The sequence below is a fragment of the Paraburkholderia sp. A1RI-2L genome, from assembly GCF_048957375.1.
Classification (GTDB): Bacteria; Pseudomonadota; Gammaproteobacteria; order Burkholderiales; family Burkholderiaceae; genus Paraburkholderia.
In genome coordinates this window covers 58,839-83,744 of the sequence record NZ_JARBTA010000003.1, presented here as the reverse complement: position 1 = coordinate 83,744, position 24,906 = coordinate 58,839, and the positions used below count along the sequence as shown (strand labels likewise).

At 62.9% G+C, this 24,906-nt stretch carries 25 protein-coding genes; 5 read left to right on the top strand and 20 right to left on the bottom strand.

Annotation, left to right across the window (positions count from 1 at the left end):
- The 16 genes from PWP93_RS23520 to PWP93_RS23445 form a co-directional block, all read right to left on the bottom strand.
- Positions 1-1,359, bottom strand: coding sequence for an FMN-binding glutamate synthase family protein (locus tag PWP93_RS23520; RefSeq protein ID WP_421027441.1), 1,359 nt, complete (start codon positions 1,357-1,359; stop codon positions 1-3).
- A gap of 16 nt (positions 1,360-1,375) precedes the next feature.
- Entirely contained in the window at positions 1,376-2,074 is a 699-nt protein-coding gene (locus PWP93_RS23515; RefSeq protein ID WP_035525493.1) for a protein glxC, read from the bottom strand.
- Positions 2,062-2,970, bottom strand: a complete 909-nt coding sequence (locus PWP93_RS23510) for an amidophosphoribosyltransferase (RefSeq protein ID WP_421046225.1) — start codon at positions 2,968-2,970, stop codon at positions 2,062-2,064. Before PWP93_RS23510 ends, PWP93_RS23515 begins: the two co-directional genes overlap by 13 nt.
- A 59-nt stretch (positions 2,971-3,029) precedes the next feature.
- Positions 3,030-4,358 carry a type III glutamate--ammonia ligase gene (gene glnT, locus PWP93_RS23505; protein WP_421027439.1) on the bottom strand — a complete coding sequence of 443 codons (1,329 nt, stop codon included), beginning with the start codon at positions 4,356-4,358 and terminating at the stop codon, positions 3,030-3,032.
- A 119-nt stretch (positions 4,359-4,477) separates the two neighbouring features.
- Positions 4,478-5,191, bottom strand: coding sequence for a hypothetical protein (locus PWP93_RS23500; RefSeq protein WP_421027438.1), 714 nt, complete (start codon positions 5,189-5,191; stop codon positions 4,478-4,480).
- Positions 5,188-8,151 carry a glycine cleavage T C-terminal barrel domain-containing protein gene (locus PWP93_RS23495; protein WP_421046224.1) on the bottom strand — a complete coding sequence of 988 codons (2,964 nt, stop codon included), beginning with the start codon at positions 8,149-8,151 and terminating at the stop codon, positions 5,188-5,190. The genes PWP93_RS23500 and PWP93_RS23495 overlap by 4 nt, the downstream gene beginning before the upstream one ends.
- Positions 8,152-8,409: a sarcosine oxidase subunit delta gene (locus PWP93_RS23490; RefSeq protein ID WP_421027436.1), complete on the bottom strand. Its 258-nt coding sequence runs from the start codon at positions 8,407-8,409 to the stop codon at positions 8,152-8,154.
- A 15-nt stretch (positions 8,410-8,424) separates the two neighbouring features.
- Positions 8,425-9,666: an FAD-dependent oxidoreductase gene (locus PWP93_RS23485; RefSeq protein ID WP_421027435.1), complete on the bottom strand. Its 1,242-nt coding sequence runs from the start codon at positions 9,664-9,666 to the stop codon at positions 8,425-8,427.
- Between the two features lie 71 nt (positions 9,667-9,737).
- Positions 9,738-10,598 (bottom strand): formyltetrahydrofolate deformylase, encoded by an 861-nt coding sequence (gene purU, locus PWP93_RS23480; protein ID WP_421046223.1) that lies wholly within the window; start codon positions 10,596-10,598, stop codon positions 9,738-9,740.
- A 175-nt stretch (positions 10,599-10,773) separates the two neighbouring features.
- The gene (locus PWP93_RS23475) at positions 10,774-11,151 is read right to left on the bottom strand and encodes a hypothetical protein (RefSeq protein WP_421027433.1); all 378 of its coding nucleotides are present in this window, start codon (positions 11,149-11,151) and stop codon (positions 10,774-10,776) included.
- The gene (locus PWP93_RS23470; RefSeq protein WP_421046222.1) at positions 11,111-11,851 is read right to left on the bottom strand and encodes a hypothetical protein; all 741 of its coding nucleotides are present in this window, start codon (positions 11,849-11,851) and stop codon (positions 11,111-11,113) included. Before PWP93_RS23470 ends, PWP93_RS23475 begins: the two co-directional genes overlap by 41 nt.
- 85 nt (positions 11,852-11,936) lie before the next feature.
- On the bottom strand, positions 11,937-13,328 hold the full coding sequence (locus PWP93_RS23465) for an APC family permease (RefSeq protein ID WP_421027431.1): 1,392 nt from the start codon (positions 13,326-13,328) through the stop codon (positions 11,937-11,939).
- A 70-nt stretch (positions 13,329-13,398) separates the two neighbouring features.
- Positions 13,399-13,539, bottom strand: coding sequence for a hypothetical protein (locus tag PWP93_RS23460; RefSeq protein ID WP_421027430.1), 141 nt, complete (start codon positions 13,537-13,539; stop codon positions 13,399-13,401).
- Positions 13,540-13,543: 4 nt separating this feature from the next.
- The gene (locus PWP93_RS23455; RefSeq protein WP_421046221.1) at positions 13,544-13,927 is read right to left on the bottom strand and encodes a hypothetical protein; all 384 of its coding nucleotides are present in this window, start codon (positions 13,925-13,927) and stop codon (positions 13,544-13,546) included.
- 53 nt (positions 13,928-13,980) lie between these two features.
- Complete coding sequence (locus PWP93_RS23450; protein WP_421046220.1) at positions 13,981-14,307, bottom strand: hypothetical protein; 327 nt, start codon at positions 14,305-14,307, stop codon at positions 13,981-13,983.
- Between the two features lie 189 nt (positions 14,308-14,496).
- A complete protein-coding gene (locus PWP93_RS23445; protein ID WP_421028013.1) occupies positions 14,497-14,862 on the bottom strand; it encodes a group II truncated hemoglobin in 366 nt (121 codons plus the stop codon).
- Between the two features lie 319 nt (positions 14,863-15,181).
- On the opposite strand from PWP93_RS23445, the gene PWP93_RS23440 reads away from it, so the two are divergent.
- From PWP93_RS23440 to PWP93_RS23425, 4 genes are all read left to right on the top strand, one after another.
- A complete protein-coding gene (locus PWP93_RS23440) occupies positions 15,182-16,303 on the top strand; it encodes an aminodeoxychorismate synthase component I (RefSeq protein ID WP_421046977.1) in 1,122 nt (373 codons plus the stop codon).
- Between the two features lie 136 nt (positions 16,304-16,439).
- Positions 16,440-17,576 (top strand): porin, encoded by a 1,137-nt coding sequence (locus PWP93_RS23435; RefSeq protein WP_421046219.1) that lies wholly within the window; start codon positions 16,440-16,442, stop codon positions 17,574-17,576.
- A 212-nt stretch (positions 17,577-17,788) separates the two neighbouring features.
- Positions 17,789-18,919 carry an aminomethyltransferase family protein gene (locus tag PWP93_RS23430; RefSeq protein WP_421027426.1) on the top strand — a complete coding sequence of 377 codons (1,131 nt, stop codon included), beginning with the start codon at positions 17,789-17,791 and terminating at the stop codon, positions 18,917-18,919.
- Positions 18,920-18,965: 46 nt separating this feature from the next.
- Positions 18,966-19,235: a hypothetical protein gene (locus PWP93_RS23425; protein ID WP_421046218.1), complete on the top strand. Its 270-nt coding sequence runs from the start codon at positions 18,966-18,968 to the stop codon at positions 19,233-19,235.
- 31 nt (positions 19,236-19,266) lie between these two features.
- Here PWP93_RS23425 and PWP93_RS23420 read toward each other — a convergent pair whose 3' ends face one another.
- The 4 genes from PWP93_RS23420 to PWP93_RS23405 all read right to left on the bottom strand — a co-directional run bounded on the left by PWP93_RS23420 (position 19,267) and on the right by PWP93_RS23405 (position 24,129).
- Complete coding sequence (locus tag PWP93_RS23420; protein ID WP_421046217.1) at positions 19,267-19,812, bottom strand: hemerythrin domain-containing protein; 546 nt, start codon at positions 19,810-19,812, stop codon at positions 19,267-19,269.
- Entirely contained in the window at positions 19,809-20,507 is a 699-nt protein-coding gene (locus tag PWP93_RS23415) for a response regulator transcription factor (protein WP_421046216.1), read from the bottom strand. Before PWP93_RS23415 ends, PWP93_RS23420 begins: the two co-directional genes overlap by 4 nt.
- A gap of 254 nt (positions 20,508-20,761) precedes the next feature.
- A complete protein-coding gene (locus PWP93_RS23410; protein ID WP_421046215.1) occupies positions 20,762-22,546 on the bottom strand; it encodes a SulP family inorganic anion transporter in 1,785 nt (594 codons plus the stop codon).
- A gap of 158 nt (positions 22,547-22,704) precedes the next feature.
- Positions 22,705-24,129 carry a DUF2254 domain-containing protein gene (locus PWP93_RS23405; RefSeq protein ID WP_421046214.1) on the bottom strand — a complete coding sequence of 475 codons (1,425 nt, stop codon included), beginning with the start codon at positions 24,127-24,129 and terminating at the stop codon, positions 22,705-22,707.
- A 348-nt stretch (positions 24,130-24,477) separates the two neighbouring features.
- On the opposite strand from PWP93_RS23405, the gene PWP93_RS23400 reads away from it, so the two are divergent.
- Positions 24,478-24,798 (top strand): hypothetical protein, encoded by a 321-nt coding sequence (locus PWP93_RS23400; RefSeq protein ID WP_421046213.1) that lies wholly within the window; start codon positions 24,478-24,480, stop codon positions 24,796-24,798.
- The last annotated feature ends 108 nt before the right edge of the window (positions 24,799-24,906 follow it).

Below are 24,906 nucleotides of genomic sequence, written 5' to 3'. Positions count from 1 at the left end.
TCAGACCACACCCGGGATCCAGTTGGTGCCGGCGAGCGGCACACGCGCCATCGCCGCCGCCTCGACCGTGAGCGCGACGAGATCTTCGGGCTCCAGGTGATGCACGTTCTGCTTGCCACAGGCGCGCGCGATCGTGGTGAGCTCCATGTTCAGCGTCTTCAGATAATTGCGCAGGCGCTTCGCGCCGACGTCGGGCTGCAGCCGCTCCTGCAACACGGCATCCTGCGTGGTGATGCCCACCGGACACTTGCCCGTGTGGCAGTGGTGGCAATAGCCCGGCGCCGTGCCCAGGTTGGCGTAATCGTCGAGCGCCTGCACGTGCTGGCCGTTCTCGATATACGACGCGCTGTTGCAGCCCAGCGAGACCAGCACGCCCTGCCCGATGGCCACGGCATCGGCGCCCATCGCCAGCGCCTTGGCGACATCGGCGCCGCTACGGATGCCGCCCGAGACGATGAGCTGCACCGTGCCCTTCATGTTGAGGTCTTCGAGCGCATCCACGGCCTGGCGCAACGCGGCAAGCGTAGGAATCCCGACGTTTTCGATAAAGCACGTTTGCGTGGCCGCGGTGCCGCCCTGCATGCCGTCCACCACGATCACGTCCGCGCCCGCGTGCACGGCGAGCTTCACGTCGTTGAAGGTGCGCGTTGCGCCCACCTTCACGTAGATCGGCTTTTCCCAGTCGGTAATCTCGCGCAACTCATGGATCTTGATGAGCAGATCGTCGGGGCCGGTCCAGTCGGGATGGCGGCACGCCGAGCGCTGGTCGACGCCTTCGGGCAGCACGCGCATCTTCGCGACGCGCGGCGAGATTTTTTGCCCGAGCAGCATCCCGCCACCGCCCGGCTTCGCGCCCTGGCCGATCACCACTTCGATCGCGTCGGCCTTGCGCACGTCGTCGGGATTGAAGCCGTAGCGCGACGGCAAGCATTGGTAAACAAGCGTCCTGGACGAGCGCCGCTCTTCCTGGGTCATGCCGCCGTCGCCGGTGGTCGTGGAGGTGCCCATCTCGGTCGCCGCGCGGCCCAGCGCCTCCTTCACGTTCGCCGATAGCGCGCCGAAACTCATGCCCGCGACGGTGATGGGAATCGCGAGCTCGATGGGCTTTTTCGCGAAGCGCGTGCCCAGCACGGTCTTCGTGGTGCATTTCTCGCGATAGCCTTCGAGCGGATAGCGCGAGAGCGACGCGCCGAGGAACAGCAGATCGTCGAAATGCGGCACGTGGCGCTTCGCGCCGAGACCACGGATTTCATACAGCCCGTGCGCCGCGGCGTTCTGGATATAGTTGATCGTCTTGCGGTCGAAGCCCCAGGATTCTTCGGTGGCCAGTTGCTTCATGTGGATGGGCTTGATTTCCATGGTCGGGATCCTTGGGTCAATATTCCTGGTTCGCGTCGGCGTTCCAGTGATAGAGCGAGCGTGCCGAGGCGATGCGCTTGAAGTCCCTCGGTTCGAAGCCGGAGAATGCGGGGCCTGCCGCGCGCAGCAATTGCGCCACTGCTTCGATGTCAGCGGCAGTCATCGGCTCTTCGCGCGCGTCCGCGCCCAGCGACTTGATATTGCCGCGCACGTACAGCACCGCTTCGTACAATGAATCGCCCAGTGCGTCGCCGGCGTCGCCGCAGACCACCAGCCGCCCGGCCTGCGCCATGAACGCAGAGAAGCTGCCCACCGATCCCTTCACGACGATATCGGCGCCCTTGAGCGAGATACCGCAGCGCAGGCCCGCATCGCCTTCGATCACGAGCAGGCCGCCTTGCGCCGACGCACCCGCTGCATTCGACGCGAAGCCCTTCACGTGCACGCGCCCGCTCATCATGTTTTCGGCGACGCCGGTGCTCGCGCTACCCGCGATGGTCACCTTCGCCTCCTTGTTCATGCCGGCCGCGTAGTAGCCGGCGTGGCCGTCGATCTCGACCTCGATCGGCAGATCGAGCCCGACCGCGATGTTGTGCGCGCCATCGGGGTTCGCGATGCGCACGGCCTGCACGCCCTTGCCGGCGGCGTCCTTGTGCAGGAACCGGTTGAGTTCGGTCACTGACGTGCTTGCCAGGTCAAAGTTCAGACTTTCCATACGTACATCTCCTCGGGAGCCGGTTCGAACACGCTTGCATGTTTGATATCGGGAAGATGCGCCAGCGAGCGGAATTCGGAGGCGATCGCCACGTAATCGTCGGTCTCTGCCACCACCGCTGGCTTGCACGCGAACGGATCGCGAATCAGCGCGAGCTTGTCGGGTGTCCCCATGAGGAACGTGTAGAAGCCGTCGAGCTGCTCGAAGCCCTGTTGCAGCGCCACTTCGAGATCGTCGCCTTCGCGCAGCCGGTATTCGAGGAAGCGGCAGGCGGCCTCCGTATCGTTGTCCGTATCGAAGTGAATGCCGTGCGGTTCGAGCATGCGGCGCACGCCGAAGGGATTCGAGAGCGACCCGTTATGCACGAGGCAGAAGTCCTCGCCGGCCGTGAACGGGTGGGCGCGGTCGGGCGTGACCGCCGACTCGGTGGCCATGCGCGTATGGCCGACCAGGTGCGTGCCTGAAAGGTTCTGGAACGCGTAGCGGTCCGAAACTTCCTTCGGCGTGCCGATATCCTTGTACAGGTCGATGGCGCGGCCCGTGGAGAGGATATGCAGCTTCGGATGCTGCTCGGCGATCCAGCGCTTCGCGGTCTCCGGCGCAATGCTCACGCTCAGCACCGCATGGTTGCCCTTGGCCTGAACCGAGGCGCCGGCGCCCAGATGTGCGTTCATCTCGTGCACGAGTCCTTGCCAGTTGAAATCAGCGGCTTCTTCCGTGAGGCCGGAATACAGGCTGATCTTGCGGGTGTCTTCGTCCACCGGCTCCGTGAACACGGCCAGCCCTGCCGAATCGGGCCCGCGCTCCGTCATGCCGAGCAGCATGGGCACCATCAGCTCGCCCAGCCGCTCACGCAACGATGGCTGCTTTATCAGTAATCCTACGATTCCACACATGATTAATCTCCTGCACGTATTTCCTGCGTTTCATGGACGGCTGGCGCAGCGACGCCAGCTCAGAAAAATTCGAGGTAGGTCTTCTGCTCCCAATCCGACACATGGCGCATGTATTCGATCCATTCCATGTGCTTGAGGCGGAGAAACTCTGCGCCTGCCGGGCCGAGCGCCTCCATCATGACTTCGTCGCGCTCGAGTTCGCGAAGCGCATCCTGGAGGTTCTGCGGCAAGATGCTGATTTCGCGCTGGCGCAGCTCCTGCGGCGACATCTCGTAGAGATTCAGATTGCACGGCGCGCCGGGATCGAGCTTGTTGTTCACGCCGTCCAGGCCCGCGGCGATCACGGCGGCCGTCGCGAGATAGGCGTTGCACGCGGCATCGGGCAGGCGCAACTCGATGCGGCCACCGGGAATGCGCACCATCGACGAGCGGTTGTTGTCGCCGTAGCTCACGTAGGCCGGCGCCCACGTGGCGCCGGTCAGCGAGCGGCCCACCACGAGACGCTTGTACGAGTTGACCGTGGGCGCGCAAATGGCCGCGAGTGCCGCCGCATGCTTGAGCAGGCCGGCCGTCCAGTGATAGGCGAGCTTCGAAAGCCCGAGCCCGCGCTCGTCGTGCTTGTCGGCGAAGAGGTTGCGCTCGCCGTCCGAGATCGACATGTGCATATGCATGCCGTTGCCCGGCCGGTTCGAGAACGGCTTGGGCATGAACGAGCAAATCAGGCCGAGTTCGTTGGCGATCTCCGCAGCGGCCATCTTGAAGAACACGTATGAATCGGCGGATTTCAGGCAGTCCGAGTAGGTGTAGTTGATTTCGAACTGGCCGTTGGCGTCCTCGTGGTCGATCTGATAGACGTCGATGCCAGCCTTGATCAGCGACTCGGTCAGGCGCTCGAGAAATTCGCGCGAGCGCGAAAGCCCCTTGTAGTCGTAGCACGGCTTGGGCAGCGCATCGGAGGCGTCGCACGGCACGATGCGGCCATCCTCGGCGCGCCGCAGCAGCGAGAACTCGGGCTCCAGCCCGGTGTTCAGGATCCAGCCGTGCTCCTGCAAGCGGGCGACCTGCTTTTTCAGCGTCACGCGGCTCTCGAACTGCCACGGCTCCTTTTTCACGTAGCCGTCGCAGGCAATGCGGGCGTAGCCCGGCTGCCACGGCATGAGCGTGAGCGTGTCGAGATCGCCCACCGCCATGAAGTCCGGCCCTTGCGGATCGATGCCGAGGCCCCATACCGCGAAGCCGGCGAAACCCGCGCCATCGGTCAGGATGAGGTCGAGGTGGGCAGCGGGCACGGACTTCGTCTTCGCTACGCCGTGAATGTCGACGAATTGCGCGAGTATGTACTTGACGTCGTTATCTGCGAGGAACTGCTTGGCTTCTGCGGGTGTCATGTCGATTGTCCTCAAGCGTCGTGATGCGGTGTCGAGAAAACGCCCGGCGCCTGCTTGCGCCGGATGCTTTCGCCCGGGGTGCCAGATGAGCCTGATAAGCCTGATGCAGGCCTGGTGAGTTAGCTGCTGGCCTGGTGCGATGGTGCCTGGTCGATTGCGTCGATCACGGCGAGACCGACCGGCCCGCCTCCCAATTCGGCAGCGATGCCGGCAAGGGTTTCCCACAAGTACACACCGTATGTCCCATCGGCCCACAGACGGTAGTACGGACGGCCCAGCCGCTCGCCCGGCAGGACGGTGACGGCGACCCCCGCCATCGAAGTCAGCACGACGGGTCGGGTTGCGAGGTCCAGCGCGCGAAAGTTGACGTTGCAGGTCTGCAGCAGCAATTCGTCGATCGCCTCGCCGCACAGCACCAGCGCCAGGTCCTGGCGCAGCACCGGATAGACCCGCAGCGCCGGCTCGCGATGGGCCAGCTTTGACGACGCGCGGCCGCTCATGCCGTCCTCGATCAGATACTCGGTGAGGCCCAGACGCGCGATCAGCCCGCCGCTCGCGAGCGGCGCCCATGTGTTGGGCTGGGGCAGCGCGGGCAAGCCCTGCTCCGCGAGCCAGGCGGCCACGCCCTGGCCCTTGAAGCCCATGCGGGACAGGTGCGAGACATCCGCAATGCCCGCGTTGCGTGCGCGCGCTTCGTCGTTCGCGCCGTGGCGCTCGACGATCTGCATGTTCTCGACCGTGCTCCACCGTGCTTCAGCGGCGTGTTGGGCGTCGCGTATGGGACTCGTGCGCAGCGGGAAATTTGCTGCGCCTGCCAGGTTCGATGCGCTCATGCGGTCTCCTCCCTCGGTGCGGTGGCGTGCGCGGGTGCGGCGTCTTTCTGGCGCAGGTTCTCTGGGTCGTAGAACGGCGTGGGCACCACCGTGGCGGACACCATGGTGCCGTCGCTCAGGCGAAAGCGCAGTTGTGTGCCCGGTTTCGCCATCGCGGGCCGCACGAACGCGAGGCCGATCGTCTTGTTCAGCGTCTCGCTCCACGACACGCTCGTCACGCGGCCTGCGATCTCCTTGCCTTCGATGGCGAGATGGCACTCGCGCAAGGCGTCGTTCTTCACGCCATCGTCCAGCGCGAAGCCCACGAGGCGTTGCTGCTGCGCCTGGCTGTCGATGGCCTGCAAGCTGCGCTGGCCGACGAAGAACGGCTTGTCCATCTTGACCGCCCACTCCATGGCGGCATCGCGCGGCGTCGTCAGGCCATCGGTGTCCTGGCTCACGATCACGTGGCCCTTCTCCAGCCGCAAGAGCCGCTGCGCCTCCACGCCAAACGGACGGATGCCGAATTCCTTGCCCGCTTCATAAAGCGCGTTCCACAGCGCCGGGCCATATTCGGCGGGAACGTGAATCTCGTAGCCCCATTCGCCGACGAAGCCCACCCGCATCAGCCTGGCCGGCACGCGGTTGGCGCCCAGCGCGATGCCCGTCACGCGGATGCCAAGATACGGAAATGCTTCGGATGACAAATCAAGGTCGACCAGCTTCGCGAGCACGGCGCGCGAGTATGGACCCGCGAGGTTGATGGCCGCGTAGGCGCCCGTCACGTTGACGATGCCGCAATCGAGCCCCCAGATCGCATTCAGGCGCGAGAGTTCCCGGTAGATCGCCGCCGCGCCCGAGGTCGTGGTCGTGAAGTAGAAGTGATCGTCGGAGAGACGCGCGATCACGCCGTCGTCGATCACCACGCCAGCTTCGTCGCACATCAGCGCATAGCGCGTCATGCCGGACTTGAGCCCCGCGTACTTCGACACGTAGACGCGCTCGAGGAACTGCGCGGCCTGCGGACCGCGCGCTTCGAGCTTGCCGAGCGTTCCCACGTCGATCATGCCCACGCCGGTACGCACCGCCTGCACCTCTTCCTGGATGCAGCGCGCGCGATCCTTGCCCGCCACCGCGTAGTACTCGGGCCGCTGCCAGACACCGGCCGGCATCCACTTCGCCCCGAGGCGCTCGTGCTGCGCGTGCATCGGCGTGCGGCGCTCGGGATTGAAGCCGCGCCCGGCAAGCAACGCCATCGGCACCGGATGAAAGAACGGCCGCGCCGTGGTCGTGCCCACTTCCTGCGGCGCCTTGCCGGTCAACCGCGCGAGAACGCGCAGCCCATTCATGTTCGAGTGCTTGCCCTGGCTCGGGCCCATGCCGTTGGTCGAGAAACGCTTGAGCAGCTCGATGTTGTCGAAGCCTTCCTGAACGGCGTTTTCGAAATCCTTCAGTTGCAGGTCTTCGTCGAAGTCGACGAAGTTCTTGCCCGCCGGATGCGGGATGATCGGCCATGCATGCGAGGGCGATTCGGGCTCGCGCGCGATCGCTGTGCTGCGCGAGTCCGGCGCGCCGCCCAGCAAACCGACATGCGCGGCTGCAAGCGCGCCAGCACGACGGCCGTCCTGCAGCTTGCTCTCGAAGGTATACACGCCGTTCACGCGGCCGCACGCGAACACGCCTTCGGGCAGCCGATCGGGAACGAACTGCTCGACGCCCGTGTCGTAGCGCATCGCCGTGCCTGCCTGGTAGAGCAGGTTCGCAGCCGGCGCCCAGCCAACGCTCATCAGCAGCGTGTCGCATTCGATCTGCCGGGTTTGCGCGTGCGAAACGCTCATGCCCGCAGGCGGCGTCGGGCCCACGCGCACCGCCGCAAGCCGGTTGCCGTCGGTGTTCGGCACGGCCTCGATCACGCAGCTCGACCCCAGCACTTCGACCCCGCGCGCCTCCAGCTCGCGGGCGAGCTCGCCAAAGCGATGCGTCGCGCGCAGGTCGATCAGCGCCTTCACCTTGATGCCGCGCTCCAGCATGTCGAGCGCCGCGCGATAGGCGTCGGCGTTCGCGCCCAGCACCACCGCGCGCTGCCCCGGCGCCACGCCATAGCGCCACACGAGCCGCTGGGCCGCCGAGGCGAGCATCACGCCCGGCAAGTCGTTATTGCGGAACACGGCGGGCTGCTCGAACGCGCCGCTTGCCACCACAACCGCCTTCGCGCGCATCTTGGTGATGCGATCCGGTTCGACGAGCGGGACCCAGTGGTCCGCATAATAAGCCGCGGCGAGCGTGCGATTGAACATGCGTACGCGCGGATGCGCACGAACCTGAGCTTCAAGCGCGCGCACGGTTTCCAGACGTTCCATGTCGCCGCCCGCCTGATACGTGCCGCTACCGCCCGAGCGCGCATTCTCGTCGACGATCACCACGTCCGCACCCTGCTGCGCCGCCTCCAGCGCCGCCGCCAGCCCCGAGGGCCCCGCGCCGATCACCAGCACGTCGCAGAACCCGTAGCGCTTGGGCGTGCGCACGTGCGGCGCCTTGAGGTCGACCACGCCGAGCCCGGCCATCTTGCGGAACATGCGCTCCCAGCGCGGAAACCAGCGCTTGCTGTAGAACGCCTTGTAATAGAAGCCAACCGGCAGGAACGGCGCGAGCTTGCCCATCCAGCGGTTACGGTCATTGGCCACGCCGCCCGTGGTGTTGACCGCGTGCCAGTTCGCACCGGCGATCAGCTCGGTCACGTCGGCGCGCACGTTCAGGCGCGCGCCATCCTGGAACATCGCGTTCACGTCGTGGTTCGCGAGCGAGAGCACGCCGCGCGGGCGGTGATACTTGAAGCTGCGCCCGAGCACCGAAACCTCCGACGCCCATAGGGCGCTCGTGATCGTGTCGCCTGCAAAGCCCGTGTAACGCTGCCCTTCGAAGCCGAATTCGATCTGCTGGCTGCGATCGATCCATTCGCCTGCATGCGGTGCCAGACGCATTTACGCCTCCTCGTCGTTCAGATACGTGCGGATGACACGATCCTTCGCGGTGTCACGCTCGGCGATGAACCAGGTGTTGCTCGGGGTATGGCACCACCACTCCTTCTTCACGCCGGCAGCGCCGTTGCGGCAGTACACGTAGTCGGCCCATTCGTCGTCGCTCGCTTTCGCCGGGTCCGGCATCGCGCGCATTTCGCCCCAGTAGACGAACTCCGAAACGGGCCGCGCGCCGTTCACAGGACAGGTCATGATCTTCATCGTCGTGTTCTCCGCTCAGTGTCCGACCGATGCTGCGCCCTTCTCGCCCGTGAGCGCATAGCGGCGGAAGCGATCGAGCGTGAAGCCGTTGATCAACTCATGGTTCGTATCGTTGGCAACGGTGTACGACATGGTCTTGCCGCACACCGGCGTGGCCTTGAAGCCCCACGTGCCCCAGCCGGAGTCCAGATAGAAGCCCTCCACCGGCGTCTTGCCCATGATGGGCGCGAAGTCCGGCGTCATGTCCGCCATCCCCGCCCACTGGCGCATGACTTTCGCGGTCGAGAGGAACGGGAACATCTCGAGCATGTGCGCCGTGAGCCCTTCCACGAAATCGAGCGTCGAGCGGGTGGCATGCAGCTCGTAGGGGTCGAGCGAAGCGCCCATCACGAGTTCGCCGCGCGCCGACTGGCTGATGTAGACATGCAGGCTCCCCGAAACCAGAATCGGATTGAGCCAGGGCTTGAGCGGCTCGCTCACCATCGCCTGCAGCGGATGGATGAAGATGGGCGTGCGCAGCCCGACCATGTCGGTGATGCGCGGCGTGGAGCCCGCCACCGCGCACAGCACCTTGTTGGTCGAGATATAGCCACGCGAGGTTTTTACGCCCTTCACCTTTCCGCCCACCACGTCGATGCCCAGTACTTCGGTTTGCTGATGAATCTCGACGCCGCGCTGGTCGGCGCCGCGCCCATAACCCCATGCCACGGCGTCGTGGCGCGCGACCGATCCCGGCGCGTGATACAGCGCACCGAGGATGGGCGCCACGCCGCCGCACGAGAGGTCGATCATCGGCGCGGCCTCTTTGACCTCTTTCGGGCCGACCACCTCCGAGTCCACGCCGAAGTGCTTGTTCACCTCCGCGCGCCAGCGCATCGTGCGCATGGCCGAATCCGTATGGGCGAGCGTGTAGTGGCCGCGCGTCGAATAAAACAGGTTCAGGTCGAAGTCCTGCGAGAGGTCCTCCCACAGCTTGACCGACTGATCGTAGAACTTCACGCCTTCGGGCGTCAGGTAGTTCGAGCGGATGATCGTGGTGTTGCGGCCCGTGTTGCCGCCGCCGATATAGCCTTTCTCCAGCACCGCCACGTTCTTGATGCCGTGCTCACGGGCGAGGTAGTAGGCGCTCGCGAGCCCGTGGCCACCCGCGCCGATGATCACAACGTCATAAGAACTGCGCAAAGTGTCATGCCGGGTGAACATCCGCGGCTCAGGGTGCTTCTTCGACATGGCAAAACGCACGAGACGCCACGGCATGGCTCACTCCTTGTTCTCATCCGCGCGCACAGCGGCGCGCGGGCAAACCGGGTTGGACAGCAGGGCTGCTTTTAGCGCAGAACGATCGTCTTGTTGCCGTGTATCAGCACGCGGTCTTCGAGGTGGTAACGCAAGCCTCGGGCCAGCACCGCTTTTTCGATGTCGCGGCCAAGACGCACGAGATCGTCGGGCCGGTCGGAATGGCGCACGCGAATCACGTCCTGCTCGATGATCGGGCCTTCGTCGAGGTCTTCCGTCACGTAATGGCAGGTTGCGCCGGTGAGCTTCACGCCCCGCGCATACGCCTGGTGATACGGCTTCGCGCCAACGAAGCTCGGCAGGAACGAATGATGAATATTGATGATGCGGCCCGGATATGCCGCGCACAGCTTGGGCGACAGCACCTGCATGTAGCGCGCGAGCACCATGGTGTCGGCGCGCGCGTCCTCGAACAGGCGCTGCACCTGGTCGTAGGCCTGCTGCTTGGTGTCCGGCGTGACCGGCACGTAATGAAACGGAATGCCATGCCATTCGACGAAGCTGCGCCACGTTTCATGGTTCGAGATCACACACGGAATCTCGATGTCGAGCTCGCCGGCCTTCCAGCGCGCGAGCAGGTCGTAGAGGCAATGCTCGAGCTTCGAAACGAGGATCACCACACGTTTTTTCTGCGAATGATCCGTCACCTTCCAGTCCATCGAGAACTCGCGGCCGATGCGGGCAAAGCGCTCGCGAAACGTCTCGAGGCTGACCGGCAGCGAGTCGGTGGCGATCTCGTGGCGCATGTAAAAGCGCTTTTCGATTTCGTCGGCGTGGTGAGTCGCCTCGATGATCAAACCGTGATGCTCGGCAATGAACGCGCTGACGGCAGCGACAATGCCGATCCGGTCGGGGCATGACAACGTCAGTGTAAAGCGGCGCGTTTCTGACATGAGGGGCACCCATTTCTCGACAGGATTGAACGTGGATTAAAAGTAATCAGCGGAATTTCACTTGTCAACGCCAATAAACTTTTTTTCCTGCCACGAACCCAATCAGGGGTATAGCCCACTGGGTAAGCACTACCCTTCTGGGGGTAGAAAAATGCGAGCCGTCCGCTGCCGCGCGCTACATGTCGCCTGCGCGCTGGCGTTGCACGAAGTACTCGCGGCGATATCGCGAGACCGCGTAGGCATCGAGCACCGCAATCGCATAGACAAAGATGCCGCCCGCGTGACGGCCGGCGAACGATCGCCCGGGCGCGGCGAGCTGCAGCGTCACAAAGCCCAGCAACAGCATGAAGAACACCATGATGAGCGCACGCCTCGGCATGCGGTTGAGAACCTGCCCTGCGCCCGGCAATACCGCCGCAGCGGCCAGCACGACCCAGGGGTGCAAAGGGCGGCGCACGACTGGATCCGGAGGCCGCTTTGAGGCTTTCTCGACGGCTTCTCCGGTCGCTTCGTCAACACGTTTCTGCGCTGCTTCGATTTCGTGCGCTTGCATGCTCGCCTCCTTGCATCAGATCGGCGCATACGGCCGTCGCGCGCTCGAGCAGCGACTCGAGCAGCGCCACGCTCACGTGCGCCCCATGAAACGTCGCGCGGCGCAGCACCAGGTATTCGCTGCGATCCGCCGCCTGAACCTGATAGACGATGCGCACGCCGCGCGGCATCACGACCAGCTCTTTCGAGCGCGGGTCGGAGAACAGTGTCCTCACGTGCGGACCGAGTATGCGCAGCGGCAATTCGGATGCCTCGCGATCCGACTTGAGCGAGGTATGGCCCGGCCAATCGCGCGGGAGCGGGACGCACCGCGGCAATGCATCGGCGTGTGACCAGAATTCGACGTTCGCCCTGCGCGCCAGCAGATCGAACGTTCCGGCGACGGGCAAGTTCTGTCTCACCGATACGGTCAGCCAGAGCGACGGCACCTGCCGGAACACGACCTGATCCACGATGGGTTCGATCCTGACGCTATGCTCGCGATACGAGCCCGTCAGCACGGGAAAGGCGACGTCGTCCTGGGTCAAGGTGGCGTGATCGAAAAGCGCGAAGCACCCATCGAACAGCTTGCGGCGTTGCGTCCTGAGCGATTCGCGCGCGCGTCGATTGAGGATGGCGAGTGTCACCGCAAATACCGCGACGAATACGGCAGTCAATACGGCAGAAAACGCTGTGGCAGGAGCGCTGCCTGCGAGCCACATGACGGAACCCTCCCTATACGAATGCGGCGCGGGCGGTATGACCCGCCCGCGCCGCTGCTACGGCTAGCGTCGATTTCAATGCCCGTCAATAGTCCCTCGGCCGCGGCCAGTTCATCGTGAACTGGTCGCCACGCTTGACGTATTTGTAGCGATGCAGCGCGAACCAGATCGACGCGACGATATAGAACGCCATGATCGACAGCAGCGAGGCGCCATAGCCGAGATAGGTGGCGAAATAGGTCGCGGAGCACAGGCAGGCCAGCACGATCGCCGGGATCGGATGAAACGGATGGACGTAGCCTCGATTGATGCTGCCAAGCGGCCATTTGCGACGAAACTTCACGATGTTGATCGACATGAACGTGTAGCCGAGCAGCCCGGACAGGATGGAAAACGTAATAACCTGATCGAGCAAGCCGGTGAACGCGAACGAGATCGCAATCGGCACCAGAAAGATGATCGCGCGGTATGGGGTGCGATAGCGCGGATGTACCGCGCCGAACCACATCGGCATATAGCGGTCGCGCGACATCGAAAACCAGGCGCGCGAGGCGTCGTTGATACATCCGTTGGCCGATGCGATGGCCGAGAACAGCGTGCCCACGAACAGCAGCGTTTGCAGCCCCTTGTTGCCCGTGAGGCGCGCAGCGTCGTAGAGCGGCGTCACTGCCTGGCCGAGATACTCCCACGGCATGAGCCCGGTGGCCACATACCAGGTCAGTGCGGCGGCAATCAGCAGCGTGATCATCCCGCACATGGTTCCGAGCGGAATCGAGCGTCCCGCCGAGCGCACCTCCTCGGCGGCCTGGCAGGTGCCTTCGATGCCCAGGTAGTACCACATGCCGAACTGCAGCGCGGCGACCACGCCGAGCCAGCCATACGGCAACTGCGTCAGCAACTGATGATGGAGCAGGACCTGGCCAGGATTCCACGGCTGCACGCCGAAGAACAGCACGACGATGGCGAGAAAGGCAATCGCCGTGATCACGAAATTGACCGTGAGCGTGACGAACACGCCGCGGTAATTGAGCCACGCGAGAAAGGCAATCGTCAGGAGCGCGAACGGGCGCGAGTCGACGGCATAACCCGAATCCGCCGCCACGGCCTTGATGAGGTCGCCCACCACGAGCGCGTCGGCCGCTTCCAGCATCGTATAGGCCATCACCAGATAGAGCCCTACGTTGAACGCCATGAGCGGCCCGATGATGTGCTTCGCCTGCGTATACTGGCCGCCGGCCGCCGCGACTGTCGAGGTCACTTCGGAGTCGATCATGGCGACGCAGGTGTACAGCAGCCCGATGATCCAGCAGGCGATCAGTGACCCATATGCACCGCCTTTGGCAACCGAGAAGTTCCACCCCATGAACTCGCCTACGAGCACGATGCCCACGCCGAGCGCCCACACGTGAATCGGTCCCAGTACTTTCAGGAGGGCAATGCGCTCTCCGGACTGTCCTGCCGTTGCTGCGTCGCTCATGCACCGCTCCTGTACAGATTGGCTATCCAGACGGGTTGAGGCGGATCCGTCGCGGGGGTTATCGCGTGGGTTACTCGCTGCCTTCGGTCGAACTCATCAGGAAATCGTCGTCGTATGTGCGGGAGACCCGCAGCGCATCGACAAGAATCCACGCAAACAGCAGGATTGCGAGCGCCCAGGCGGCATGACTCAGCAATGACCAGAAGTTCATGGCGTCACTCTCCGAATTTTTCCGCGATCACCTGTCGATACTGCTTCTCTGACACGCGCAGCACGAATACGAAATAGCCGACGATCACGAGCGCCGTGACGATCAGCGAGCCCGGCTCCACTACGTAGTCGAACCGGGTGGTGATGATGGGCTTGGCCTGCCCGGCGTTGTAGCCGAGCTTCTGCCACTGCGCCTGCATGGTGGGATTCTGACCCAGCGTCTGCCACGACACCTGGCTGGTCGCGGCCTGTGCCTGATCGGGCTGCTTGTCCGGCGCCTTGAGCAACAGCGGGCCGAGCAGGCTGCAATACACGAGCACCAGCAGAAACAGGCTATCCACCAGCTGCCCGAAGCCCTTCTGCACAGGGGGAACATATACGGATGCCATGACGAGTTTCCTCTTCGGTCGGCATTGCGTTGTGTGGTCCAGCGGCGGGGAAGTCAGGCGAGCACTTCTTCTTGCTCGCTGTCGCGAAGCGCCGCCTTGCGCAGACGGTTCTCGTCGAGATGGTGGATGTCCAGACCGTAGATATGGTCCTTGTCTTCCTTGTAGTGCCGCACCATCGCCGTCACCGACGCGGTATTGAACACCACCACGCCGGTGGCGCCAACCGTCAGCGCAATCCGGACCGCAGGATCCGCCACCGACATGGTCACCGCAAAGTAGACGAAGCCCAGCGCAACCCATAGCGCAAGCAATGCGGTGCCTGCCATCCAACGGTCCCGGGCAAACATGCTGTCGATGCGCTTTCTCAAGCGGTAACTCATGCTCAATCCCTCCATCAGTCACGGCGAAACGATTGGGGAATTTCGACCGATCCGGTCGAGTTTCCCTTTCGGAACCAAAGTTTCACCGTGGTATTTATTGTGGATGGAGCCCCGAGTGTCAATACTGTTTTTGTAGGTAGATAGAGACCCTGGGTGGCCGCACGCCCGGTATCGGCCTGGAAGTGCGAGCTAGCCGGTATTGCGCAGCGCTTGCGCGGATCGTGTGAAGTGCCGCATCAGCGTCGCCGCGACGTCGTCGTCATAGCCGAGTTGCGCGATGGCTTTGCGCATGCACGTCAGCCACGCCTCGACCTCCGCCAGCCCGATCTCGATGTGCGCGTGCATGGTACGCAGATTCGCGTGCCCCATGCGCTCGAGGTAGTAATGCGGACCGCCGAAAAAGCCCGAGAGAAATTCGAACTGCGCCTGCCTGACATGGGCGAGGCCAAAGCCCTTCAAATGCAGCGCGTGAATGCGCGCGCCTTCGGGATCGGTTTCGATGATGTCGTAGAACGTCTCGACAAGGCGCGCGAGCGCGGCCTCGCCGCCTATCATCTCATGCACGGTCTGGGCGCGTTGGTCCGCTGCTCGATGTCTTGTCTCCACGATTTCCTCGGATTCATAGTGTCCCGATACCGGGTGATGCCTGCGCGAAGCATAGACAACGGTGCGCGGCCACCGCGTCTCCCCTAAGGGGTAGAAGCGGGTAGAAGCGCGCTACCCATTGCCGCCATGCCGCGCCTGCACCGTGCGCCCGGCGCGTACGGGCGCATCGCGCCTACCCCATGGGGGATACCTACTACGAATCATTGATGAAGCACTTTTGGTCGTCGATGCTCGGCGCATTGATTCGTGGTTCAACTTCCCCTCGTCCATGGACACTTGCCGATTCGACGATTTCGTTGCTGGACGTGCGCTCGTCATGCGCGGCCCGCACTCGCGGATCACGGCCCTCAATCGCCGCGAGTTCGCGGGGGCGATGCAGGAAATCGACACGGCGCGCGCGCGAGGACACTGGATTGCCTTGATCGCCGATTATGAGGTGGGGTATTGGCTCGAGCCGTCATTGCATGAACGCAGCAATGAGGAAGACGCACAGCAAGCGCCTCTGACCGCGCTCGTTTTCGACGATGCGAATGAAGCGCCATCGTGCGAGGCCCTCGCGAACGATGCGCAAAGCGAGATCATCTCGATCACGCCACGCATCGGCAAGCATCGCTATATGGAGCAGGTGAGCGAGATCCGCAGCCTGATCGCCGCGGGCGAGGTTTATCAGATCAACTATACGTTTCCGCTCGACGTGAGCATGCGCGGCGATACCGGGGCGCTCTACCGGCGTCTGGCCAGCGCGAATCCGTCTGCGCATGCGGCGTATATCGAAGACGGCGATCGCCGGATTCTTTCGTTTTCTCCGGAACTGTTCCTTAAGCACAGCGACGGCAAGCTCACGACACGGCCCATGAAGGGCACCGCGCCGCGCGATCCCGATCCCGGGCGAGACGACCGCTTTGCTGCGCAATTGCAGGCGAGCACGAAGGACAAGGCCGAGAACCTCATGATCGTCGATCTCCTGCGCAACGACCTCGGGCGCATTGCGCGCACCGGTTCGGTCGCGGTGGAGAATCTGTTCGCGCTGGAACGATACGCAACGGTCTGGACGCTCACCTCGACGATCACCGCCGATATCGGCGAGCCGAATCTCGAACACATCCTGCGCGCGCTCTTTCCGTGCGGCTCGGTCACCGGCGCGCCGAAGATTGCCGCGATGCGCCACATCCGCCGCCTCGAAATCGCGCCGCGAGGCGTCTATTGCGGAAGCATCGGATGGCTCGCGCCAGATGGCCGGTTCTCGATGAACGTCGCCATACGCACCCTCGTTCTCGATCGCAGCGGCGAGGGCGTGTACTGCGTGGGCGGCGGCATCGTCATGGATTCCGAGCCGTCGCGCGAGTGGGAAGAATGCAAGTGGAAGTCCCGCATCATCGGTTCATGGTGAATGTTTCGCCGCCGTCGTTCGCATCACCGGCGAGCTATCAATGCAGTTCTGTACGGGTTCCGGGCGCCCGACGAAACTCCAGCACCAGTACGAACTCCCCTGTCTCGCCCGTCAAATCAGGAGCCAACGCTAGCTCATGAACAAGCACCTTCCTTGCGCCGCGCTCGCGGCACTTTTCGTGGCCGGCCACGCCCATGCGCAGAGCAGCGTCACGCTCTATGGCGTGATCGACGACGGCTTGAACTACACGTCGAACGCGCGTGGCCATAGCGCCTACGCCATGGTCAGCGGCGACGCCAACGCGTCGAATTTCGGGTTCAAGGGCGTCGAGGATCTCGGCGGCGGTCTTTCGGCCATCTTCACCCTCGAAAGCGGCTTCAATGTCAACAACGGCGCATTGAGCATGAACGGCACGCTTTTTAGCCGCCAGGCATTCGTCGGGCTCAGTTCAGCGAACTATGGCACGTTCACGTTCGGACGCCAGTACGACGCAATCGTCGACATGTGGAGCCCATTCACGGCGGCGGGCAACACCATCGGCGACCTCGCATCGCATCCGTTCGACAACGACAACGCGGACCAGGACTTCCGCTTCAACAACGCGGTCAAATATGTGAGTCCGACCTTCGCCGGGTTTCAGGCAGAAGGCGTGTATGGGTTCAGCAATGCCACCAACTTCGCCAACAACCGCGCTTATAGCGCGGGGATCAGCTATGGCGCCGGCCCTTTCTCGGCCACGGTGGCCTACACGCGTCAGTCCAACGGCAACTTGAACAGCACCGGCGCGGTGGGCGGCGACGGCGTCTTCACCGCCGCGCGCCAGCAGAATATCGGCGCGGGCGTGAAATGGACCTTCGGCGACGGTTCGAACATCGGCCTTGCCTATTCGCATGTCGACGTCTATGACCCAACCGGCAACGCCTATGCGCCCGACATCGGCACGCAAGCGTGGTCGTCGTGGAAGTTCGACAACGTCGAAATCAACGGTCAGTACTTCATCGATCCTGCGCTGTCCGTCGCCGCCGCCTACACCTTCACGCACGGCAACCTCAAGGAGACGGCGAGCGGATCGAGTCCGAACTGGCACCAGGTCGCGCTGGCGCTGAACTATTCGCTCAGCAAGCGGACCTCGGTCTACGCGCAAGGCGCTTATCAGCACACGAACGGCAAGACGGGCACCGATCTCGATGCGGCACACATTGTCGGTGCAGCGGACCTCTCTTCGAGCGAGAACCAGGCTGTGGTGCGCATCGGCTTTCTGCATCGCTTCTAATGCAATTCTGATGGATATTCGAAGCATTGCCAGGCACTGCGCGCGTGGCGAACGCCGCTACCACGTTGGGCATACCCCCTCTTCTGGATAGCGGCCCCAACTGCGTTCGTCAAAAATGCAGGTTAAGGAAACTGCGTGCGCCGGCAGTATCGAAGACTGCCGGCGCCGCGCGGTTCGCCAATCCCTCATCGCTACTTTACGGAGCGTTATCCATGGCAAATTCATGGCGTATTTCGGCACTCGCGGACCGTCATCGCGCGCTGGGTTCCAACCTGGAAGACTGGAACGGCATGGGCATGGCATGGAGCTATGCAGCGGATCTCGCGGATCATCACGAGGCTATCCGCACCAAGGCGGGCCTCATGGATGTTTCGGGCCTGAAGAAAGTTCATTACGTCGGCCCGCACGCCGAGAGTTTGCTGAACTGGGCGACCACGCGCGACATCAGCAAGCTCTACCCGGGAAAGTCGGCCTACGCATCCATCCTCAACGAAGACGGCAAGTTCATCGACGACTGCATCGTCTACCGCACCGGCCCGAACGCCTTCATGGTCGTGCATGGCGCAGGCACCGGCTACGAACGGCTCGTGCGCTCCGCCGTGGGCCGTCAGGTTGCCGTGCTGTTCGACGACGACTTGCATGACCTTTCGCTGCAAGGGCCGGCCGCTGTGGACTTCCTTGCCGAGCATGTAGCTGGCATACGGGAACTGCCCTACTTCCACCATATACAGACGCGCCTTTTCGGCCGGCCCGTCACCATCTCGCGCACCGGTTACACGGGCGAGCGCGGCTACGAAATTTTCTGCAAGGCCGTGGATGCGCCGCTGATCTGGGACACGATCCTCGCCAAAGGCAAGGGCTTCGGCATCATTCCCTGTGCGTTTGCGGCGCTCGACTGGCTGCGCGTGGAGAGCTATCTGCTGTTCTATCCCTACGATAATTCGGAAACCTGGCCATTCAGCGACGAGAAAGCCGGAGACACGCTGTGGGAACTGGGCCTCGACTTCACCGTGTCGCCGGGAAAGACGGAGTTCTGTGGCGCCACCGAGCATTTCCGTCTCGCCAACAAAGAGCGCTTCAAGATCTACGGCGTCGATGTCAGTGCGTCGCGCGCCACCGCGGCAGGCGACACGTTGTGGCAAAACGGCCGCAAGGTTGGCGTCATTACCTGCGGCATGTACTCGCGGCTCACGAAGCGCTCTCTCGCGATCGCGCGCGTGGACGTGGACCAGGCACGCGACGGTATCGCGCTGGAAGTCAGGGGCAGTATCGAGACGCGCGGCGTGACGGCCGCTCTGCCCTTCGACGACCCTGAGAAGAAGAAGCGCACTGCGTTGGGATGATGGCCGGTCGCCAGGCCGGCGTGGTCAAGGCGAAGACCGCAAAAAAATGAACCGCATCGAAACGAGAGTCCTCGTCAAGCGGGTCGCGCAGGGCCGCGACCCGCAGGCCGCTCTGTCACTGTACGAGCACAGCATTGCCGCCGGGCACAAGCGGATCGCTTTGCTGCGCTATATGGATGCGCGTGATTTGTGCGTGCCAATGACGCAGCAGCATCATGCCTACGCGTGCGCCGTCGCGAAGACCCTTAGCGACGGCGAGATGGCGGCCATCGCTCAGCAGGCGCTGAAACGCAGCCGGGAACGCAGGGCGCGATGAGCGCCTGAATATACGCGGACGAGAGCCGATCTCAGACGTCAGGGGCAATCTTCCTGCGTAACGAGACGAAGCGCTCCATCACATTGTCGCCGAAGAGCGGGTCGGGACCGGCCGGCACCGCCGCGGCGACCTCAGCCCAGTCCTCTTCGGTCAATGCCTGAGCTGCGCTGGCCATGATATCGCGCTCCTCAGAGAAGATATGGTGGCGGTAGTACACAAGATAGGTAGCCGTGGCCGCCTCGAGGTCCGCCCTCGGTGCCAGTACATCTGCCGCTGCGTCATTCAGGCGATTGAAGAGTTCTTCTCCAGCCGTGGCAATCACGCGATGCTCTTGCAGAAGCCGGTTCACTATCAAACGAGTCCCGGGATTGCGTTCGACGAGCCGCGCATAGGCAACGTCCTCCGGGGGGTGATGATAACGATCCGAGTAGTCTCGCAGATAGTAAAGGATATCGCTCATAAGATCGTAGTCCGAAGTTTCTCCCAGATGGAAGGCCCCCACCTGTTCGTCCAGCAGATCCAGTAGCCGCACAAAATTGACGTGATCGGCGTGCCACCTGGCAAGTGCATTGATCATGAAGATCCCCTTCTATCCAAATCATGTGTGCGATAAGCCATCGCTCGCGCGCGGCCGGGCACAGCCAGAAACGCCTCGTCATCGGCCTGCGCGCCCACTACGAGGCGAACCAGATCGGCCAGCGAGCGCACCTGCATCTTCTCCATCACGCGTGCACGGTGGATCTTGATAGTCTTCTCTGCTGCGCCCAGTTCGTCTGCAACGAGCTTGTTAGGGCGGCCTTTGACCACCAGCGCCATGACCTCGCGTTCGCGCGGGGTCAGCCTGTCGACGCGGCTCTGAATCTCAGCACGCTCCTTGCGGCGTGCAAATAGCTGGCAGGCGCGCTCGACGGCGCGCGCTGTGGCGTCGAGGAGGGTCAGCGCATCGACTGGCTTCGCCAGAAAATCGGTCGCGCCCGCCTTCATCGCGGCCACAGCGGTGGTCAAGTCACCGTGCGCGGAGATGAACACGATCGGCACGATGCCGTCGAGCCGACGCTGCAATTCGATGCCGCTCGAGTCCGGCAACTCGAGATCGAGCAGCAGGCAAGCAGGCGAGTTCTCCAGGTCTATGTCCTGGAGGAACGCAGTTGCGCTGTCGTATGCCCGCGTGGCGTAACCACGGGCGCGAAGCAGGCGACATAGGGCGTTGCGGACGTGCTCATCGCCATCGACGATGGACACGATAGGTGCAGGCATATTCACCATGGTCATCGTGGGCCCGCATTCGGGCCATGCTCCCCGCTAGCAGTTCGTAATCGATAACGTTTGGAGTGCCGATAAAAGCTATCTTCGGAAACGGCACAGCCTGCATCTACGATAAGCTCGCTCATCGCCACCTGGTTGACCCTCGTCAATCAGAGAAGGGCCTTGCCGCACGATGGCATCGCCCGCACCAGTCTTTAGCGATACGCAAAAGTCGATCAGGGCAGGCAGACCGCAACGCGCGACACTTTCACAAACTTGCGCTACGAAGGCGCCATTCCGGCGTCTCGATGCTCTTCAGATATCGATTCGATATCCTTCATGTCCATCTCGCGCAGGTACGTTTCGATGACGTCGTCCACGGAGACCCGTCGGCTAATATCGCCAACGAGTTCTTCCAGTCCTTCGGCGCGCAACATATCGCGCGCGCTGCCATGAGCAGCCACGAGGCGCAGCCGCCTTCCTGCGCTGGCAAGGTCCGTGTGCAAAGTGGCCAGCATCCTCGCTCCCGCGATGTCCACCGCGGGAGCGTTCGAGAGGTCCAGTATCACCAGTTTCACGGGGCAGGTTGCGCACAAGATTCTCGCCGTAATCGCAGCGCGCACGTGGTCGGCGTTGAAGTAAAGCAGCGACGCCTCGACGCGAAACATCAACACGCCGGGAATCTGTTCGTTGTCGGCATGGCGCTCGATGTCCGAATAGAAGTGCGTGCCGGGAATGCGGCCAAGAACCGCCACGTGCGGATGTGCCGCGCGCCGGATGAGCAAAAGCATCGACGCCAGCACCGCAAAGATCACCCCTTTGAGAATTCCCAGCAACAGGACCGCAACGAATGCGACCATCGACACCATGAACTCATAGCGGCTGACGCGCCAAAGGTGACGCAACTCGCGAATGTCAATGAGACCCTTGACCGCCACCAGCACGATGGCTGCGAGTACGACGTTGGGCAGGTTGGTCAGCAAGCCTGTGAGAAACATCAGGCATAGACCGATGGCGATCGAAGCAAATACCAGCGCGAGCGGAGTCTTCGCGCCAGCCTTGTCGTTGACGGACGACTGGGACAAGCCACCCGCGACGGGATACCCCTGGAAGAGACCCGCGGCGAGGTTTGCCGCGCCGAGTCCGAGCAGCTCCTGACGCGGATCGATTTCGTAGCCATTTTTCTGGGCAATGGCGCGAGCCGCTGACACGCTTTCCACATACGACAACAGCAGACAGGCAAACGCCAACGAAACAATGCCGTCCACGTCGCGAATGCGCAGCGAGGGCAGGTGAAAATCCGGCAGACCGCGCGGCAATGCGCCGACGACCTTGAATCCCATCGTGCCCAACGGCGTCAGCGAAAGCAGAACAATGGATAGCGCGACCACGAACAGCGCGACGGGACGCCCCGGCAAAAACTTTTCGCCGAAAACCAGCAGGGCTAGCGCACCAACCCCGAAGGCGAGCACAACGAGCTGGGTGTCTGGAAGCTGCCCGAACAGGATCGAAACGCGTTCGAAAAACTGCTCCCCGCCCCCCTTGACCCCGAAAAGCTTGGGCAACTGGGTTAGCGCGATAGTCAGTGCGGCGCCCGCTTTGAAGCCCAGCAATATGGTCTCGCTGATGAAGTTGACGAGGGAGCTTAGCCGCAGAATCCAGCCGATCAGGCACATGATCGCAATAAGGATTGCCGTCAATGCGGCAATGGAGGCGAACCGCCCAGGGTCGCCGCCTGCCATGTCCGTGACCGTCACGCCAACGAGCATCGAAATCGCCGAAGTCGGCCCAATGGCCAGTTGGCGGGAGGTGCCGAACAAGGCGTAGAAGATGCCGCCGACCAGGTAGCAGTAGATGCCGTATTGGGCCGGCAAACCGGCGAGCGTCGCATAGGCAAGCGACACGGGTATTCCGTACGCAGCCAGCGTGACCCCGGCGACGAGATCGGATGAAAGCCACGGCAACCGGTAATCCGGCAGCCATTGCGCCGGCACGAGTATCGCGCGCCAGCCTCTGGCAGGGGAAGTCGCATCAGTACTCGCAGCGGGAACGTGCTCTTTGTCCATCGCGTCCTCCTACCCGGCCATTCAACCGGAATTTGCCGATCGCGTCGTCGAAGGTTTGCCCGGTCCCATGTAACCGGCCATCATCGATCCACGATAATCATGCACCGGACGTTGCAATTGATGCAGGTCAGTTGCCTGCCGCAAGGCAGCCTGCTTCTTTATCGCCCCGCATGCGTGGTGGCTTCCGGCTCTGATTTGTGGTCGGGGTCCATGCTGACAATGAGTCGAGGCCGGCTCCTTGCGCTGGACGCGACGGACGAGCCGCCCAGCCCCTGGGTGTCGCCGATACGCGCCAGGATCGCGTCTTCGGCCAGAATGTGCTCCCGTTCAATCGCTGCGTCGAGGAGGTCACGTTCGCTGCGTAAAGCGGCGTGATGCGATGCGGGCAACGTCGTCGTCAGGTTATCGATCATGGCCCGAAGGCGCCGGCCAATCTGGATGCTTCCGGCTCCTGCCATCCGGATTTCCCTGAAGCACATATGGACATAGTCTTCCCAGTCAGGCGTGTAAAAGGCCACCCGGGGTTGCCCGCTCTCGTCGTAGATTTCGCGGTTGGCCAGCGAGCGCTTTCCAATCATCCCGAGCAGCCTGTGCAATTGATCGATTGCCAGGACTGCTGTCGTCGGATCGTTGATGGCCGGCGACAGCGCTTTCAGCGCGATATCCACCTCGATGCGGAACGCGAACATGGGATCCTGCTCCATCGTCCTCTCGGAGCCGAGTGCGACGAGGTTTTCCAGCCGACGGCCGTCCAGCGCCCAGGAATTGCCATACAAATAGAAAAGCGGTTCATCGGTTGCAACGAAATCGCCGACCTGAACCGCGAATTCAATAAAACAATCCGCACGCTGCGCCTCGCGCACAAGGCCCGGCAGATTGACGGCCAGCACGACGCCGGACCTGCCGCGCAGGCAAACGACGCGGTTCGCCGGCTCACGTCTCATTCGTGCGCTGTCCACTTCCGCGGCCGCGGCATCGTCCGCCAGGGCGGCGTCGCCCTGCTCGGACAACTTGTCGGGATACACATTGCGGATGACGGTGAATCCCAGCTCGGCGACACGGCCCACGAGACTCACTGGCCTCAGGAGTCGCGCCGAATAGTCGATCAGCAGGATGAACGCCACGAGCGACGCGAGCCCGATCGCGGTGGCAAGGGCAACCTGCAATTGCGGTATGAGCGTGCCCTGGCCGAGCTCGGTCATCGTCCTGTGGGTCCAGAGCATCGAGAAGACGAATAGCCCCACCACCCAACGGATGACGTTGTTCCGGAGCAGGGTTGTCGCGATGATGCGTGGCGTGTATTGCCCCCCCGCGATCTGGATCGCGACGAGCAATGAGCTGAAGGTAAATACGAGGCACGACAGGTTGAGCGTGAAGATGCGGTCGAGTATGGCGTGGGCCTCATCCGCGCTCACGGAGAGGAATCCGTTCTCAACGTCATAGCCATGCGTGCTGATGAGCCACTCGCCGACGGCAACAGCGACACGTTTGAGAATCATGGCGGACATCACCGCGAAAACCGGTACGATCCACAGCGACGAGCGCACGTGGCTGATCAGGCTGTATCGGCGGTTCCAGGCCATTTCACCCTCCTTCGTCCAGGTACGGCCGCTATCTGGAACTAGACTCGCCCTTGCCCCTTCGCCAGTTGATGCATATCAACGCCGCCGTGAGCGCCGGAGCATGCGGAGATTTCGCGGCCGTCGATCGTTCCAGCAATGCACGTATGAGCGATTCCTCCTCGTTTCCAAGGCATCGCAGACCAATGCCCGTATTTTTCAGGCGCTCGCACGGCATTGATATACGTCAAACGAACGTTGCTTTCGAGGCATAGCCTGTTGTTCGGCGATACATCAGAACGCCCAGCACACAACCGAGCGGCACGGGAAACGCGAAGTCGATGACTTGATGTCTTCTGAAAGGTGAACTCAATGAATGAGCCAACCATCTGGCTTACGGCGCCCGTCCTCTCTCACGGAACCGAATTGTGGTTTTCCGCGTACGGGTTTGCGTGGGGATACCGTGCCTTTGCCATTCCGTATGAAGTCGTCTGCGAAACGCTGGGCGCAGCCGACAACACTGAAGCGCAGATCCGGCTCGCCTTCCAGCTGGGAAAGCAGACGGTTCTGCGGGCGGTCCGGCAGCATGATGGCCAACCCTACGAGGGTCAGCGCATCCGTCTTTTGCTTGGGCCCATTAATTCGACGGCGATCACCCACCGCGACACGGCGGCCCTCGCGATGAGCGGCTGAAAGTGTTGCTGAAATGCTGCCAACCGATTGAAACCGATTGAAATATATGGAATGATATCGATTCTCATTTCCCGGCAGAATCCGGGACGTTTAAACCAGGACCAGCCA